Raw genomic sequence first — 16705 nt, 5'->3', positions numbered from 1 at the left:
GCGATATTTTAACTTAACTCAATGACTTTACAATCACTTAACCATTATGTCAGCATAGACTGAACACAGAATAGACAAAGTTAATAAAATGGACTTCATTGAAGTATACCCTAATGCTATCCCTGATGACTTATGTGAGCGTTTGATCGCCTGTTTCGAACAACATAAGGGGGTGACCGATGGTAGAACCGGCCAAGGGGTGGATTTAGAAAAGAAAGTCAGTCGCGATCTCACCTTAGACAGTTTCGAGGATCTGCAGAGTATCAGGAATGAATTACTCACTTATACATTGAGATTCTCTACCGAATATTTCAATCAATATTCGATGGCATTGATGGGAGCTGTATCGGTGCAAGTCGCTGATGAAAAAGGACAAGGTGTTGTGCTGACGCCCGATAACTATAACAGTCTAGGTGCACCAAGATCCGAGGCATTAGTTAAGTACCTCTACCGCAGTGGGACTATCAATGTTCAGAAGTATCAGCAGGAAGTAGGGGGATACCCTCACTGGCATTCGGAGCAGTTTCCTCAGGCGGGACATAATGAGGCCTTGCATCGCGTGGTGCTCTATATGTTTTATCTTAATGATGTAGAGGAGGGAGGGGAGACTGAGTTTTTCTATCAGAATAGAAAACTCAAACCCAAAAAAGGCACCATGGTCATAGCACCAGCAGGATTTACTCACTCACATCGAGGCAATAAACCAATCAGTAATGATAAATATATCGCGACCTCTTGGGTGATGTTTAATCGGGCTGAGCAATTGTATGCACAGATCAAATAATTGGGGTGTAGAGCAAGAAAAAGGCTTTACTTGAGTAAAGCCTTTTTTCATTTATTTTGAATAAAACAGCTTAAATCGGAATCGTTATTCTAAACTTAGCGCCTTCAAGCTCTGAAGTTTCTATGCTTAATTTGCCGTTGTAGCTGATGACTATCTCATTACACACGGCGAGCCCAATACCTTGTCCCGCTTTTTGTGTATCGGCTCTGACACCGCGTTCGATGATCCTTTGGCGTAGGCTATCTTCGACGCCAGGCCCATCATCTTCGACAATCAGTTCAAACTCTCCGGCATCGCTATAACGGGCTGTGACTTTCACCTGACTGATACATAATTTGAATGCATTCTCCATTAAGTTACCGCATAGCTCCATCAAGTCGCCTTTATCACCCGGGAATACATGTTCCTGCGGAATATAGGCGGTAAACTGAACCTGTTTGTCTCGGTAGACCTTAAAAAGCATCTGAGAAAGCTGATTAACCAAGGGGGCTACTAAGGTTTGTTCATGTTTAAGGCCTTTACGACCTAGCATGGCACGCTTGAGTTGGTATTTTACTAGCAAGTCCATCTGGCTGACCTGCTCCATAATGCGTTCACTAGCCCCTTGTTTATCTAAGGATGCGTCGTCAGTGATGGCATGGACAGCTGCAAGACGTGTCTTCAGGCTATGCGCAAGATCATTCATCGCATTCTGATACCTTTGCTGCTGAGCACTCGATTGAGATAGCAGCTGGTTGAGCGCCTGGGTGACTCCTTCTAGTTCGATAGGATAGTCTTCTGATAATGCTTTAGTCTTCCCACTGCTGACACTTTCTAACTCGCTTCTCATTCGAGTTAAAGGGCGCATACCCCAGTAACCAGCACTGATTAATAAGACCAGTGCCAAAGCCAAAACCATGGCGAGCCTGAAATAGGTGCGTCGACTGAACTTGTCTAGCTCCTTCTCGAGTTTCTCTGCATCTTTCATCACCAACAGGTTGTATTGATTACCTGACATCTCTAATGACAGCAAATAGATGAAGTAGCCCTTCTCGTCGGCAAGATTGAGGTAATAGGGAGGGGAGTCGTGGCGAATGTCGTTGAAGCGTTCGCAGGTGTCGAAAAGCCCTTTATCGACAGCCAGTGATGAGGTCCAAATTTGGCTATAATCTGCATCACAGCTGGCTATGATATAGCTCTCAGGCGTATTGTTCTCCTCGAGCCAGTCGTCACTGCTGGCGGGAAGTAGATCGTGCTCTCTCAGTTCTGCGGCAACGTTAGGGATCTCAGCAATAAGCTGAGCCGTCTCTTCGTTGTAGTTGTCTTGGGCATGTAGAATGTTGACCAGCCAGGCTAAACCAAATCCTACTAAGGCAATAATTGACAGTGAGGTAAGAAACATCCGCGTTAGCAGACGTTTCTTAAATTTAAACTTAAAAATATTAAGCGTTAACTGCATGGCAAGTTGAACTTATAACCTTGGCCGCGGATCGTGGCAATAGGATTCTCCAATCCCTCTTTGGTGAGCTTCTTTCTGAGTCTGGATACCATGACTTCTATGGTGTTGGGATCGCCTTCTCTATCGCCATAGATCACATCTAACAGACGCTGCTTAGCAACGACTTCATGACAATGACGCATCAGGTACTCGAGTATGAGATATTCAAAAGCGGTGATCTCCATGGGGACACCATTCATAGAGAGCTGCTTAGCGGCGAGATCCAGTTCCAGATCACCACTGGTGATCTGAGGTTTAACAAATCCTGCACTGCGTCTAACCAAGGCATCTAAACGCGCGACTAATTCCTCTTTTTGGAAGGGCTTAACCAAATAGTCATCGGCACCCGCATTGAGACCTTCTACCTTATCTTGCCAGTTAACTCTGGCAGTTAAGATAAGGATTGGGGCCTTTAGTCCTTCATCGCGTAGATTTTGAATTAAGCTCATGCCATCTTGATCCGGTAAACCTAAGTCGATGATGGCGACATCTATGGGATAATTGGTTGCCTGATAAAATCCCTCTTTAGCGGTTAATGCGACTTGAACCTGATTCCCTAGTTCACTCAGTTGCACCTTCAAATGGTGAGACAAGATAGGATCATCTTCAACAACCAAAATTCTCATAATTTTATGCCTTTATAATTTTTTAGAACAGTTTACTAAGATAAAGGCATATTGCCAATATCTGTATTTGCCAATATTTTACGTGAGCGTAACTTAATATCTGCTGACTTAATTTGAAGATAAAGGGTAGAAAATAGTGATCGAGTCTTCTTTTTGCAATTAATCACTATGTTTCTTAGGCCATTCTCGTTAAAATTCTGCACAATTTTTACTGATAGGACACATCTCATGAGGCTAATAAACATAGTCGCATTAACCATATTAAGTTCACTCTCTACAAGTGTACTTGCGACTGTATTTACGTTTACAGCTATTCCTGATGAAGATGAGACTCAACTTCGTACCCGCTTTGATAAGGTTGCAGAGTACCTCGAGAGTCAACTCGGTGTCGATGTGAGATACATTCCTGTTAAATCATACTCTGCTGCGGTTACAGCCTTTAGAAATAATCAGGTTCAGTTAGCTTGGTTTGGTGGCTTATCCGGGGTGCAAGCCCGTCGTCTTGTTCCTGGCTCGGAAGCAATCGCTCAGGGCTATGAAGATCAATTCTTTAAGAGCTACTTTATTGCCCACCATTCGGCTGAACTATTACCCTCTGAAAGTTTTCCTAATTTGAATGGTTATACCTTCACTTATGGCGCTAAAGGTTCGACGTCAGGCCGTTTGATGCCGCAATTTTTTATTGAAAGAAATTTGGGTAAAAAAGCTGAAAATGTGTTCCGCAGAGTGGGATTTTCCGGCGATCATAGTCGTACTATTGCTCAGGTACAGGCGGGGGCTTATCAAGTTGGCGCTGTTAACTACAAAGTCTGGGAAAAGGCACTGGCTAACGGCACTGTCGATGTTAATAAAGTGAAGGTCATTTGGCAAAGTCCTGCATACCCTGATTATCAGTGGACAGTAAGACAAGGGGTAAATGAGCAATTTGGTGAAGATTTTAAAGCTAAACTAACCAAAGTATTGCTGGAGATGAAAGATCCCGATTTGCTAAGCAGTTTTCCGCGTAAATCATTTGTTGAAGCTGATAACCAGGACTACCAGCCGATTGAGAATGTAGCAAAGGCCATTGGGCTGATTGATTAGGTGGTGCTTTAAAGCTTGTGTCTATGATAACTCTAGAAAATCTCACTCTGAAATATGAAGACAAGCTGGCTATTAATCAGCTTTCTTTATCGATAAAAACCGGTGAAAAAGTGGCTATAATAGGCACCTCTGGCGCGGGTAAGTCGACATTGCTTGCACATCTTTACAAGATGCTAAAAGATAATGCTAGCTATTGTTCACAGAAGCAGGGATTAGTCGATAGCTTAAGTACCTATCACAATGTGTATATGGGGGCACTTGCTAGGCATCATTGGGTTTATAATCTGGTCAATCTGATCTCACCATTTAAGCAACCTTTTAATGATGTCGCTAAGATATGCGAAATACTAGAACTTGATTTTCCTATCAGTAAAAAGCTGTCAGAGTTATCGGGTGGTCAGCGTCAGCGTGTTGCTTTAGGCAGAGCTTTATATCAAGAACAGGCCGTTTTTATTGGAGACGAACCCTTTTCGGCCCTTGACCCCAATATGGCGAAGCGTTTACTGGATGTCGTCTTTTCACGCCATGAAACGGTGATTATGGTATTACACGACAAGTCATCTGCGTTAGCTCATTTCGACCGAGTGATTGGGTTGAGTCAAGGTAATGTGATCCTAGACTTACCCAAGTTGGAGATAACTTCGGCCGCGATTGATAAGCTCTATGCGGGTTCACCCATCTCTAATGATCCTTGTCATGCATTAAACCATGTCTGATTTACCGAAAAGCGATGCTTACCAGCTTGATCGCTCTTTGTTCAGGCGTATATCCTTTTTTTCTTACTGGCAAAAACTCACTTTAGTCTTGTGGTTGATAGCCGGGATCTGTTTCTTTTTTTCTGATACTGAAATCATCTCATTGGATCCTTGGAGTGAATTTCAGAGAATGGCTACAGGTTTTCTTAGTCCTGACTTTTTTGCTACCGAATATTTGTTTGAGTCACTGTGGCAAACAATCTCTTTTGCCATGTTGGGGATTGTGTTGGGATTGGCTATCGGAACGCCACTGGCACTCGTCTATAACTCCCGATTAGTCGCCGCTTTTTGTGCCGTTATACGCTCAATCCATGAAATATTTTGGGCGCTGTTGTTTCTTCAAGTATTTGGCTTATCACCGATCACTGGCATCCTGGCGATAGCTCTCCCCTATGGGGCGACTTTTGCTCGGGTCTTTAGCGATATCTTACTTCAATCTCCAAAGAGTACTGAGCAAACCTTGCCAGCTGCGACAGATAGGATCAGTCGTTATTTTTATGGCAGATTGAGTCATGTGCTTGTTTCTATCTTTGCTTACGTTAGATATCGATTCGAATGTGCGCTTAGAAGCAGTGCCGTATTAGGCTTTATTGGTATGCCTACGCTTGGTTTTTATTTAGAAACGGCCTTCAGACAAGGTCACTATCATGAAGGTGCTGCACTGCTGATATTGTTTATTGCCCTAATTGGCAGTATCCGTTTTTGGTGTCGCGCTAAATTCATTCCTGTTTTAATTGTAGTGAGTTTATTCACACTGCCAACGATTCCAAGTGTTGACGGGCTCTTGCTATGGCGTTTTCTGACCTTAGATATTTTGCCTCCGACTCTTCAGCAACTTGAGCATTGGTATGATTTTGATCTATCACAATTCAAACAATTAGTGAGTTGGGGGCAAAATCTGCTCGTTAATCAAGCATTGCCAGGCATGGCGGTGACTCTGTTATTGGCTATTTGTGCGTTAGCGATGGCGCATCTGATTGCTTTGTACGGTACTGCAATGTCATCAAGGCGTTTGATTGGCCCTGTGTTATCGACGATGTCAAAGATAACCTTGCTAATACTCAGATCGGTGCCTGAGTATATTTTTGCATTCATCTTCATGATGTTACTCGGGCCATCTATGCTGCCAGCTATGTTGGCTCTCGGGATCCATAATGGCGCTTTGATTGCGTATTTAACCACTAAGCAGTCAGATAACCTCGACGTGTCGGCTCACTACAACGGAAAGTTAGACGGGTTCTGTTACGAAGTCTTACCGCAAATCTATCCCAACTTAATGGGATTGGCATTTTATCGCTTTGAAGTGATTTTACGTGAAACCGCGATCTTAGGTATGCTAGGGGTTGCGACATTAGGTTTCTACATAGATAGCAGTTTTTCCGAGATCCGTTACAGCTCAGCGCTCTTCTTAATGGCATGTACTGCCATGCTTAATATCATTGTAGATATTATCAGTAGACGTTTACTGGTGGCAAATATCGCCAATCAGGTGACTTGTAGCGGTGAAACGAGAGCAAGCAGCCATTTTTAAGTGCGGTGCTTGCTCAAGTCATGTGTTTCGAAGGTTAGCTAGAGTGTTAGCGTAGCGGATTACGTGTTGCTCGCTTAGCGATAATACCGTTGCAACAAGTGGCGGCAATGAGGGTAAAGATGACTACCGCAGTCATTATGAGTCCTAACCTTAACCAAGGTTGATCCATTGCCATACGCATCTGCACAAACTCAAATCCACTGACTCCCCATACCAACAAAGCTGAAATGATCAAGGTTAACTGCAGTAGCCGAGTCACGGCCTTATGTTTGATGAAAAGCAGTAGTGGTGCTAAGGCAAATATCGAGCACGCCGCGAGGTATCCATAACGCATAAAGTGTGCGCCGATCAGTAGAAAAGCGAGAGAGATAATTATAATACGCCACCACATAAGAGGCTCCGAAGATCAATAATTTAATATTCAGAGCCTACTGTTCTATGGCTTAAGATACTGTTGGCTGGTTCACACATTTCAATTGAGAAACGATGAATGCCGATCGAGATATATTGTTACCTGCCGATATTTCAGTATGAGAACTAATTTAATGCATCTTTAATTGCTTGTTTTTGTTTTTCGGTAAGTTCGCTGTGTTTAATGGACTGGATTAAATGTTCAGTAACATCCGATTTTTCGTCACCATGTATAACAAACACGTGTTGACTGTCATTATCTGAATGACGCTGAATAAATTCAATTTGTACATCGGCATATTGTGAAGCAATATCTGAGATCTCGTCAGCCAGATTATCCATAACAATTTCAAATTCTTCTCCATGTTCTTCAAAATAGGCTTCTAACTTCATCGCTTTTGCTTCCATCTCTTCAGCGTGGGACTCCAATTCTTCAATATGGATCTGGAACTCTCTGGCTCTTGCATCTATCTGGTGCTCGTTATCTTCCATCATTTCGGCATGAGAGAGCATCTTGGCAACATGGATCTCAAACTCTCTAGCCTTAGCTTCCATTTCATGACCTTTAGCTTCCATAAGGCGTGTCATTTTTTCAATTTTTAATAGAGTCTGAGGGTCGAGCTCCTTTTCAGCATAGAGATTAAAGCCAAGTTTACTGCGCTTATTAATTCTGTTGAGTAGGTTGGCAATCTTATCTGCGGACGCTTTGGGTAGACTGCTAAGCTTATCTTCAATCACTTGCGGGTCTGCGAGTTCGTCCTGTGTAAAAGTAAATGATTGCTCATCATTATTAACCTTCACTTCAACTTGAATAAGCTCATTTTCATCGGTGATAATTTTAGCCTTGGTTATGTTGTCTTCAAATTCGAGTTGATGCATCTGGGTAGGGGCTGCTGCAACATTTAAAGCCAGTAGGCCACTACAAGCTAATGCGATAACAATATTCTTAAGCTTCATTTTTAGTCCTTACGCACTCTAATTAAGGCGTTGTTTAATTTTATTAACATTTAAGTGCTCAATGAGGATTTGCTGAGCATCCAAACATAGATAGTGCGAAGAGTATGCCAAGGTTTATTAGTTGAACATAAACAGTTACTTAGGGGTTGCCCTGGTGTTTTGTGGATTAGGCTAGGCTTCACGTTCTTGATTCTCCCCTATATGGGCAGTTGATTTCCTTATATGAGGAGTTTTGTTATGAATATGCTAACCTAGCTGCTCAATTGTTTGTTATTGCGTAGATTTTAAACTTGGTACTTTTCTTGTATATAAGCTTGTATGTGTGTGTTTTGCGGATCAGATAGGTAATTCGGAGCGAGTATGTCGATAAAGCGGTATGTGTTTCTTCTTTTTGGGGCCTTGATTATTTTACTTGGGATCAGTCAACTGCTGATTTCTCAGTATTATAAGGGAGAACTACAAAGTGAGTTAAGTGAAAGCTCGCGTGCTCTTTCGCAAAATTTAGTCAAAGTCTTGATTGATAATGTAGGCAGTGAGCAAGAGTTTATTGTCGAATTCGACGATGAAGATATTCATGACGCGATTGCCGATATCGAAGAGGCGAGAAGTGACTTTCAGCATGACATAGAAGAGATAGGTCACGAGATAGGTCAGTTAAGCGAAGAGATCCTGCTTATCGAAACAAAAAATCCGCATGCTTTCTCTCCACAAGAACGAAGGGATGTTCAACAGGCGCTAAAACAAAAGCAAAGGGAATTAAAAAACCATTTAATTGAGATGGCAACCCATGAAAAACAGATGGAAAAATTGCAGCTGGAAAATATTGTTAACGTTCGTAGAGAGGCGCGCAGAGAAGCCGCGACCAGTTATCGTGAGCGGCTCCATGAGGCCGTTAGCCAGATAGAAATTGACACAAATAATTGGTTAGAAAAGGGCAATGTTGCCATCATCGAAGCACCTTCTATGAGAAGTCGTGGTGATATGTCCTTTCAATTTAGCCGTGAAATTGTGATCCCAAGTCAAAAAACCAATAACCAGCTTGAACGCTTCAGTGAGTCTATGCTTGGGTTAATTTTGCTAACATCGATTGCAGCATTAATATTTGCTTATGTGTTGAGCCATTTTATTAGTTCGCCGCTGACTAAACTTGCTCAAGGACATCAAAAGTTAGGTGATGGTGAGCTGGGATTTCAAGTCGAAGAAAAAGGAGTCAAAGAGTTGAAAGCTATCCTCACTGGCTTTAATAAAATGAGTAGTAAACTCGCACAACTGAGTGAAAAAGAGCAATTGATGACACAGCAACAGCAACTTGCTGAGTTGGGGGAAGTCACCAGAGGCATAGCGCATAGTCTTCGTAATCCATTGCACACAGTGGGCCTGCTGTCTGAGGGGGTCATGCAGGCGAAAAGCAAGGAGGAAGAGGCTGAGCTCTTGCAAAAAATACAGCAAAAGATTGCCATGATGGATAAGAGTATTCAATCTTTGCTGACGTTATCGAGTAATGAGGTCAATCGAAGTCATCAAGTACCTATTAACGCCATAGTCCATGATATTTTATTAGAACTTTCTATTACAGGCACTAAGCCTAAGATCAGCTTTGACTCGTCTCGCTGCGCAGCATCGATACATGGCGCTGAATCTGAGGTGAGAAGCATACTGCACGCGGTATTAATCAATGCGGTTGAAGCTACACCTGATGATGGTAGCGTCGAAGTATCAATATGCAGCTTAGATAACCGTTACCAGGTGATCGTTAAAGACAGTGGAAAGGGGATATTGCCAGAAGTCAGAGAGCGCTTGAGTCAGCCCCATGTAACGACTAAAACTGAAGGTACGGGTATGGGGGTTTATATCGCTGAGCGCTTAATAAAAGGGCATTATGGCGGTGATATTCAGTTTAAAGATAACCCTACAGGTGGCACGATTGTCACTTTAACATTTTCTAAGTTAACTAACTCAACGACAGGTAGCCCCTCATGAACCAAGAGCCATTAAAAATATTAGTCGTTGAAGATGAGCCAGATCAACGCAGTTTGATTTCACAGATGCTTGAGGCTAATGGCTATAAGATCACGAGTGCTGACAGTGTGGAAGCTGCAATCGTGTCACTTAAACAAAGCTTAGTCGATCTGGTGTTTTCTGATTGGAAACTGGGACAGCTCAGTGGCATGGATCTTCTGACCTATGTTAGACGTGAGCACCCTGATATGGGCTTTATCATCGCGACCGCCTACGGAACAATTACCCATGCGGTAGACGCAATGCAAGCTGGAGCAGATGATTATCTAGCTAAGCCATATCAGCGCCAATCTTTATTGCTGGCGATAGACAAAGTTGGCAAATCCTTAGTGCTAAAACAGCAAAATAGACGACTCACTTCTGAACTGTCTCAGCAGCAAGAGCTGGTGGGCTTAATCGGTAAGTCTCCATGTATGCAGAAGGTTTATACTCGGGTACAAAGAGTGAGCGCAACGGATGCGACTGTGCTTATTGGCGGTGAGAGTGGCACAGGTAAAGAGCTCGCTGCGCGCGCTTTATATCAATTATCCCAACGAAAACATAAGCCTTTTATTGCCATCAATTGTGGCTCTATTCCTGAGTCTTTAGCTGAAGCTGAGTTATTTGGCGCCGAGAAAGGGGCTTTTACTGGCGCAACATCGCAAAAGGTTGGCAAGTTAGAGGCTGCAAATGGCGGGACGATTTTTCTTGATGAGATTGGTGAACTTCCTCTACTTCAACAAACGAATTTACTCAGGTTCTTACAAGAAGGAGTGATCAGCCGGTTAGGCCAAAATGGTGAAGTTAAGCTCGATGTCAGGGTTATTGCGGCTACACATAGGGACTTGAAACATGAGATCGCAGAGGGACGTTTTAGAGAAGACTTGTATTACCGGCTTAATGTCGTGCCGATCCACATGCCACCACTGAGAGATAGGCAGGAAGATATTGGTCGGTTGGTGGAACACTTTTTAAAGCTTCATAGCAGCCACTACAAGATGGAGGCACCTAAATTTACACCGACAACGTTAAAATTACTGTTAGATCATGCCTGGCCGGGGAATGTCAGAGAGTTGGCTAATCGCATCGAAAGATTTGTTTTATTAGGTGACGAAGACGAGATGTTAGATGAGCTCTCTAGTCAACCTAAGCCACTTAATACTAGCCAGTTTTCATTGCCTGAAGAGGGAATTGAGTGGGAATTATTTGAAAAAGACTGTTTAGAGCAAGCAATGAATAAGCATCAAGGAAACCGAACAAAAGCCGCTAAATTTTTAGGGATGAGCTATAAAGCGTTCCTGTATCGATTAGAAAAATATCAATTGGTGTGAAGTATTAACGACTTTATATGATTGATTTGATATGTTGTTTGAGTGTCCAATAAATATATCTGTTTTCTTATGTTGGTTGAGAATTATATATTGCAGGGCGCTCAGTTCTTAATGATTAATTAAGCTTTAATTAATCATCCCTTTAAGCTTAACTATAATTTAATTGGTAGGTCGTACGGTTAATGGTACTTATTTATTTAATTAAACCCTATATGTTATAAATGATTGATGTCGTTATTGACATACTGTTCCTAATCATTATAATTCGGCTAAAATTTACTAGGTAAGGCCATTCTATGGACAGCGACAGTTTAAAGGGAACGAGCAGAAGAACATTAAGTGTTTTAAGAGGGAAGTGTTAATAAACTAAACGAGTTATTGATAAACCCTTTCACTTCATACCTGCACCTCCCCACATTTTCTCAACAAATGTTGTACTACCTCAATATAAACAGTCTGTAAAGACATGATAGCGGCTCTGGCATTAGACTTTAACATTGCATTTAAGTATGGGTTAGACACGTTACAACTTTATATCTGTGAATGGTGCATTCATTAAATTTTATATTTATTATCTAGGAACATTCAATGGAAAGTGAAATCCCTCCGAGTAGAGAAAACAGTGATGGTGGACAAGTATGGTAATGTTTCATTTATAATATTTATCCTGCTGCCTCATAACTCCCACCTCGCTGTTTATATTTTATTGTTTTTCAATTAATTTTAATTTATTTAAAAGTTATCTCGTATGTAATTTAAAATTCATTGCCATTTAAAAATCCTATTTTATTGGGAGGACTACTTATGTCCATAAACACAGCAAATATATCAAATAGCCTTCATGAAAGTTCAATGTTCAACTTGTTTAAGCAGTACATATTCCAACTTGATAATGAAGATAACAAAAATCAGTTGATCGACTTCATTCAAGAACAAAGTAGTGCCGTCATCCAACGTTGGCTTGAAATCCTGTCTTTATTACAATGTTTTCATATTTATGATCAATTGCCAGTCGCTGAAAAAGAGACCATTTTTCGCCTTATGCCGGCAGAGCTTATTAGTGATATGGAAAAAATAAAATCACAAGGTCATCCGGTCATTGCCGTGGCTTCGACTCGGCCGCACCTTTGTTTTAGTGGTGATATTCAAGTTAGCGAAGCGATTGATGCTATCCAACAAGCCTCAGAAAACTTCGACGAACAAGTGCTCTTTGTCGTAGATGAGCAAGGTTGTTATCGATTTACCTTAGAGTTAAACCAGTTAGTGAAACATAAGCTGTCAGCACAATTAGCCGATATTGCTCATTGGGTGGCGCCATGTCATGTCAGTACTGATCGAGAGGAAGCGGTTGCACAGTTGCAGCACAGTGAGGATGATTATTTACCCTTAGTCGACTTTTGGGGCAAGCCTGCAGGCTTGTTACGAGCCAAAGAAGCAATGTCTGTACTACAACAAGAGCAGACGCAAGATGTTGAAATGTTGATGGGTATTCAAGGCGCACACGATAATACTCCCTATATGCAGACGACGGTTCTGGAACATGTTCATAAGCGCATTTTCTGGATTGTAGGTTTAGCTGCTGTTGGAATTTTATCTGGCATGGTTATCCAAAGTTATGATGATGCCATTATGGCATTGACAATTTTGGCGCTATACATGCCGATGGTCGCCGATACGGGGGGAAACGCAGGAAGCCAAGCGTCAACGGTGATCGTCCGCTCTATGGCACTGGGTGAACTCAAACTAAAGCATTGGTGCGACGTCTTGTGGAAGGAGCTACGTATTTCACTTTTTATCGGTTTAGGCTTGGCACTTGTCTCTTTTGCCAAAGTGTTTTTTCTCTCACAAGGGGCCTCATTGCCAGGTCATATCACTGTAACACTGCTTGGTTGCGCAATTGCGTTAGCCCTCTTCTTTCAGGTCATAACAGCTACGGTGATCGGTGCTGCGTTGCCATTAGTCGCAACGCTATGTAGGCAGGACCCAGCGGTGGTTGCGAGCCCCACTATCACAACCATAGTGGATGTCACAGGCCTGTTGATCTATTTCTACATTACCTCACTGATTTTACTTAGCTAATCTACTTTTTCACTGACTTTATGGTTTCGAAAATCCTAGAGTCAGTCATCTTATTGGGGATGACAAGATCCCCAATTTCCCTTTTTAAATTAAATCTTAACTAGATAGGAGGACTTCCTATGTCCTATCAACACGTCAATACTCTGTCCATCCGTCAGTTTCATCGTTTTATTATTTTTGCTATTCAGATATTAGCACTCGTGTTACTCGCAATGAAAACAGCGATGGGAGGCACAGATAGCTTGGTGGCGCATAATACATTTTTAGAACCTGACAATGAGTTTCACTTTGAAGTGGGTATCGATTCACTCTATATGGCCCAAGGCCGCAATCAGCTTGACGACGGGGGGATGGTATGGGGACATGTCTCTCATGGATTAGGCTATATCAATCTGTACTCGACTGCCGGAAGGGCCACTCATCAAGACTACACTGAATTGACTATTGGTATGCAGTATCTAGAGTCGGACATTGCAGAGTTTGAGCTATCTTTTGGCTTTCAGTTAATTGAAATCTTTGCTAGTGAGCGAGAAAGTGATCTTGAGATTATTGCTCTGCTGGCCTATTCAGGATTTGACTGGTTTACGCCCTCAGTCGAGCATACATATTCACTGGAAGCTGACGGGCATTTTGTCGAGGTGAGTTTGCATGGCATGAGCTTAGATATTGTTTATGGTGGAACCTTAACCCCATATCTAACCCAAGCATTTGATTTTGAGTTTGCGCTTGATGAGTATAATGGACCCAACCATTTTCAATTAGGGCTAGAGGCAGTATTTCCTATTAGTCCACGCTTGCATCTTTTTGGTCACTTGAGTCATATAACGCCTCAAGCAGGGATAAAGCGTGAGGCTGATATTCAAGCTCGCCGTAAAATAAATGTCAGGGAGTTAAGGGAGCTAAATAGGGGGGTGAATGATGTGACCGAAAGGCAATTCTTTGCAGGCCTTTATTTTAACTGGTCTTTCTAATACCAACCTAAGTTCCTATTAGTGAGTTATCTCTACCAAACATAGATTGATTGGTAGAGATATATTGTGATTAAAATACCCCAGATACGATGACAATCGCGACTGAGATAAACAGCAGGCCCGTCACTAAGTTAATCACTGGACTGGCTTTCTTTACTTTAAGCTGAATAAGAGGTTTCGATAAAACTAAGGCGATAAATACAAACCAGACTAACGATAAGATAAGCATGATAAATACGGCGCTTACCTTAGTGATAAAGTTGATATCAGGGGTGATCATGGCGGAAAACAGGGTGATAAAAAACACCATCGCCTTTGGGTTGAGTAAGTTGGTGTACAAGCCCTGTAAAAAGCCTTGCTTGATGGAAAGCCCGCTATGAATGGTATTGGTCACAATTATGGCATCCTGCTGCAAACTATCTGTTTTGGCCAACTTGGTTTTAAAGTGCGTCACAGCGCTGCGAACAGCACCAATACCCATCCAGCCTAAGTAGGATGCGCCGATTAACTGCACTGCAATAAATAGCCATTGTGAACTCTTGATGACTAAGCTGACACCGGTGAGGCTGAGCAAACTATGTAATAAGATAGCCACCGAAATTCCTACTGCAGCCGCGATGGCTGTAGAGCGGCTTTCTTGGCTTGCTAGTTTTATGACTAACGCAAAGTCGGGGCCAGGGCTTGCCAATGCGACTGAATGAATGATGGCTAAAGAGAGCAGTAATTGCAGTTCCATAAAAGGGTCCGAATGCTAGAGTTGCGTCTATCATGGCTGATAGTTAGCGTTAGGTATTGTAAATTATTGCAGGTTTGACGAATAATCGATTTTAAAATAAATCCCTATGTCGTTGCTAATGATATTAAAGCACTCGCTTTTGAAAGTGTGATGGCGTGATAAGAAAAGCCTTCTTAAAAGCTTTATTCAGATGGCTTTGATCGAAAAAGCCGACTTGTTGTGCAATGTCTATAATAGGCTCTCCTTTGATTAACGCTTTTTTGGCATATTCCAGTCGTATTCTTTTTAAATAGGCGTGTGGAGTCATGCCTGTTGCTGCTTTAAATTGACGTAAGAACTGAAACTTACTTAAGCCTGTGGCTGCGGCTAAATCATCGAGTTGAAATACATTATGCATCTCATCATGAAATTGAGATTTGATGTCGACAACCTGCTGATATGAGAGTGCATGCTGTTGATGATTCAATGTTTTTACTGAGCCATAGCGTTCGAACAGTTCCGTGGTGAAAGCCATCAAGCTCGTTTCAATCTGTAATTGCTCTTGCTTGGCATACGGGCTGATTAGGTTTCTATGCAGATGTAAAAATGCCTGATGAAGGTCTGGAGCCCATGATAGAGGGGATGAAAAATACTGCTCCTTGATATTAAGTTCAGAGGTGATCTGATTGACATAAGATATGGGAATGGACATGACATTGGCTTGGTAACCCTCATCTTCAACGCTTTGGCCATTATGAGCCTCATCAGGGTTTAAGGTCGAGATGCATCCCTTACCTAGGTGGTAACTTTCGCCCTTGTGCTGGTATTTTTGACCGCCCTGAGTCACGACGCCGATATGATAGTCGAGGTGAATATGTTGATCGAACTCAAAATGTTGGAAGCTGGCTTTACTGAGTTCAATGTCAGGGACTATTGGGTTGTGCCAATATTCAATTTTCTCTTCGATCATTAATCAGTACCATTCGAAGCGTGATTTTGTGAGTGATTTTCATTTTAACGGTTAGTTAATTATTTAGGCTAGTAAAAAATTGCAGCAATAAAATATGTTGCAAGATAACACTGTATTAATCAGCATTTTGGCCCATAATATCAAGCTCATTTGCTAAATATCGTAATTTGATTGGAGCTCAGCTTGTGAAAGGACAGATACTACGTGAAATGAAGGTTCAAGGGGCTATTGAGCCAGAGTATGAAGTGCAACGACGTGTAGCTTTTATCAAACTTAAACTCAAGGAGTCACACAGCAAGAGCATCATTTTAGGGATCAGTGGTGGCGTCGACTCATCACTTGCCGGCCGTTTATGTCAGTTAGCCGTTGATGAACTAAATCTAGATACTACTCAGAACGATTACCAATTTATTGCCGTTCGCCTGCCGTATAATATCCAAAAAGATGAAGATGAAGCTCAACTAGCTTGCCAGTTTATCTCACCGTCTAAACAGGTCACTGTTAATATTCATGAAGGGGTGGCAGGCGTGCATGCCAATACACTATCAGGCCTAGAAGCTGCTGGAATTGAGGTTAACGATAGTAATAAGGTTGATTTCGTCAAGGGCAATGTAAAAGCAAGAATGCGAATGATTGCTCAGTATGAAATCGCGGGCTTAACAGGTGGTTTGGTTGTCGGTACCGATCACAGCGCCGAAAATATCACAGGATTTTATACTAAGTGGGGCGATGGTGCTTGCGACTTAGCACCGCTGTTTGGACTTAATAAGCGCCAAGTTAGACAATTAGCCGCTTTCTTGGGGGCACCTGATATTCTGGTTCATAAGGCACCTACCGCTGATCTGGAAGATGATAAGCCTCAATTGGAAGATGAAGTCGCATTGGGTCTCACCTATGACCAAATTGATGATTTTCTGGAGGGCAAACCTGTCGCTTCTGCCGTTGATGATAGGCTTGTAGGGATCTATAAAGCGACCCAGCATAAGCGACAAGCTATTCCGACTATTTATGATTAAG

Annotated in this window: 15 protein-coding genes; 9 read left to right on the top strand and 6 right to left on the bottom strand. The window is 42.2% G+C overall.

Features of this window, described 5'->3' with window-relative positions; all coding sequences use genetic code 11:
• Positions 1-88: 88 nt before the first annotated feature.
• Positions 89-784 (top strand): 2OG-Fe(II) oxygenase, encoded by a 696-nt coding sequence (locus FM038_RS14510; RefSeq protein WP_142874094.1) that lies wholly within the window; start codon positions 89-91, stop codon positions 782-784.
• Positions 785-854: 70 nt separating this feature from the next.
• Here the strand turns inward: FM038_RS14510 and FM038_RS14505 are convergent, their stop codons facing one another.
• Both FM038_RS14505 and FM038_RS14500 read right to left on the bottom strand, forming a co-directional pair.
• Positions 855-2222: an ATP-binding protein gene (locus FM038_RS14505; RefSeq protein WP_142874093.1), complete on the bottom strand. Its 1368-nt coding sequence runs from the start codon at positions 2220-2222 to the stop codon at positions 855-857.
• A complete protein-coding gene (locus FM038_RS14500) occupies positions 2213-2887 on the bottom strand; it encodes a response regulator (RefSeq protein ID WP_142874092.1) in 675 nt (224 codons plus the stop codon). Before FM038_RS14500 ends, FM038_RS14505 begins: the two co-directional genes overlap by 10 nt.
• A 228-nt stretch (positions 2888-3115) precedes the next feature.
• Between FM038_RS14500 and FM038_RS14495 the strand changes: the two genes are divergently transcribed.
• Genes FM038_RS14495 through FM038_RS14485 form a run of 3 tightly spaced genes read left to right on the top strand, consistent with a single transcriptional unit; the run spans position 3116 to position 6256 of the window.
• Entirely contained in the window at positions 3116-3970 is an 855-nt protein-coding gene (locus tag FM038_RS14495) for a putative selenate ABC transporter substrate-binding protein (protein WP_142874091.1), read from the top strand.
• Between the two features lie 23 nt (positions 3971-3993).
• Positions 3994-4686 (top strand): ATP-binding cassette domain-containing protein, encoded by a 693-nt coding sequence (locus FM038_RS14490; protein ID WP_142874090.1) that lies wholly within the window; start codon positions 3994-3996, stop codon positions 4684-4686.
• A complete protein-coding gene (locus FM038_RS14485; protein ID WP_223292866.1) occupies positions 4679-6256 on the top strand; it encodes a PhnE/PtxC family ABC transporter permease in 1578 nt (525 codons plus the stop codon). The genes FM038_RS14490 and FM038_RS14485 overlap by 8 nt, the downstream gene beginning before the upstream one ends.
• A gap of 46 nt (positions 6257-6302) precedes the next feature.
• Here FM038_RS14485 and FM038_RS14480 read toward each other — a convergent pair whose 3' ends face one another.
• On the bottom strand, positions 6303-6647 hold the full coding sequence (locus tag FM038_RS14480; RefSeq protein WP_142874089.1) for a hypothetical protein: 345 nt from the start codon (positions 6645-6647) through the stop codon (positions 6303-6305).
• A gap of 146 nt (positions 6648-6793) precedes the next feature.
• Positions 6794-7624 carry a hypothetical protein gene (locus FM038_RS14475; protein WP_142874088.1) on the bottom strand — a complete coding sequence of 277 codons (831 nt, stop codon included), beginning with the start codon at positions 7622-7624 and terminating at the stop codon, positions 6794-6796.
• A gap of 360 nt (positions 7625-7984) precedes the next feature.
• Between FM038_RS14475 and FM038_RS14470 the strand changes: the two genes are divergently transcribed.
• From FM038_RS14470 to FM038_RS14455, 4 genes are all read left to right on the top strand, one after another.
• A complete protein-coding gene (locus FM038_RS14470; protein ID WP_142874087.1) occupies positions 7985-9604 on the top strand; it encodes a sensor histidine kinase in 1620 nt (539 codons plus the stop codon).
• Positions 9601-10953, top strand: a complete 1353-nt coding sequence (locus tag FM038_RS14465) for a sigma-54-dependent transcriptional regulator (protein ID WP_142874086.1) — start codon at positions 9601-9603, stop codon at positions 10951-10953. The genes FM038_RS14470 and FM038_RS14465 overlap by 4 nt, the downstream gene beginning before the upstream one ends.
• 804 nt (positions 10954-11757) lie before the next feature.
• Positions 11758-13032, top strand: coding sequence for a magnesium transporter (locus FM038_RS14460; RefSeq protein WP_142874085.1), 1275 nt, complete (start codon positions 11758-11760; stop codon positions 13030-13032).
• A gap of 119 nt (positions 13033-13151) precedes the next feature.
• Positions 13152-14003: a hypothetical protein gene (locus tag FM038_RS14455; RefSeq protein WP_142874084.1), complete on the top strand. Its 852-nt coding sequence runs from the start codon at positions 13152-13154 to the stop codon at positions 14001-14003.
• Between the two features lie 70 nt (positions 14004-14073).
• Here the strand turns inward: FM038_RS14455 and FM038_RS14450 are convergent, their stop codons facing one another.
• Both FM038_RS14450 and FM038_RS14445 read right to left on the bottom strand, forming a co-directional pair.
• Positions 14074-14739, bottom strand: a complete 666-nt coding sequence (locus FM038_RS14450) for a LysE family translocator (RefSeq protein ID WP_142874083.1) — start codon at positions 14737-14739, stop codon at positions 14074-14076.
• Between the two features lie 124 nt (positions 14740-14863).
• Positions 14864-15688, bottom strand: a complete 825-nt coding sequence (locus FM038_RS14445; RefSeq protein WP_142874082.1) for an AraC family transcriptional regulator — start codon at positions 15686-15688, stop codon at positions 14864-14866.
• Positions 15689-15873: 185 nt separating this feature from the next.
• On the opposite strand from FM038_RS14445, the gene nadE reads away from it, so the two are divergent.
• Positions 15874-16704 carry an ammonia-dependent NAD(+) synthetase gene (nadE, locus tag FM038_RS14440; protein WP_142874081.1) on the top strand — a complete coding sequence of 277 codons (831 nt, stop codon included), beginning with the start codon at positions 15874-15876 and terminating at the stop codon, positions 16702-16704.
• Position 16705: the final 1 nt, after the last annotated feature.

Origin of the sequence: Shewanella eurypsychrophilus (assembly GCF_007004545.3) — a bacterium.
GTDB classification, from domain to species: domain Bacteria; phylum Pseudomonadota; class Gammaproteobacteria; order Enterobacterales; family Shewanellaceae; genus Shewanella; species Shewanella eurypsychrophilus.
The sequence above is the reverse complement of the archived record's forward strand: the minus strand, read 5'-3'. Positions and strand labels throughout refer to the sequence as shown.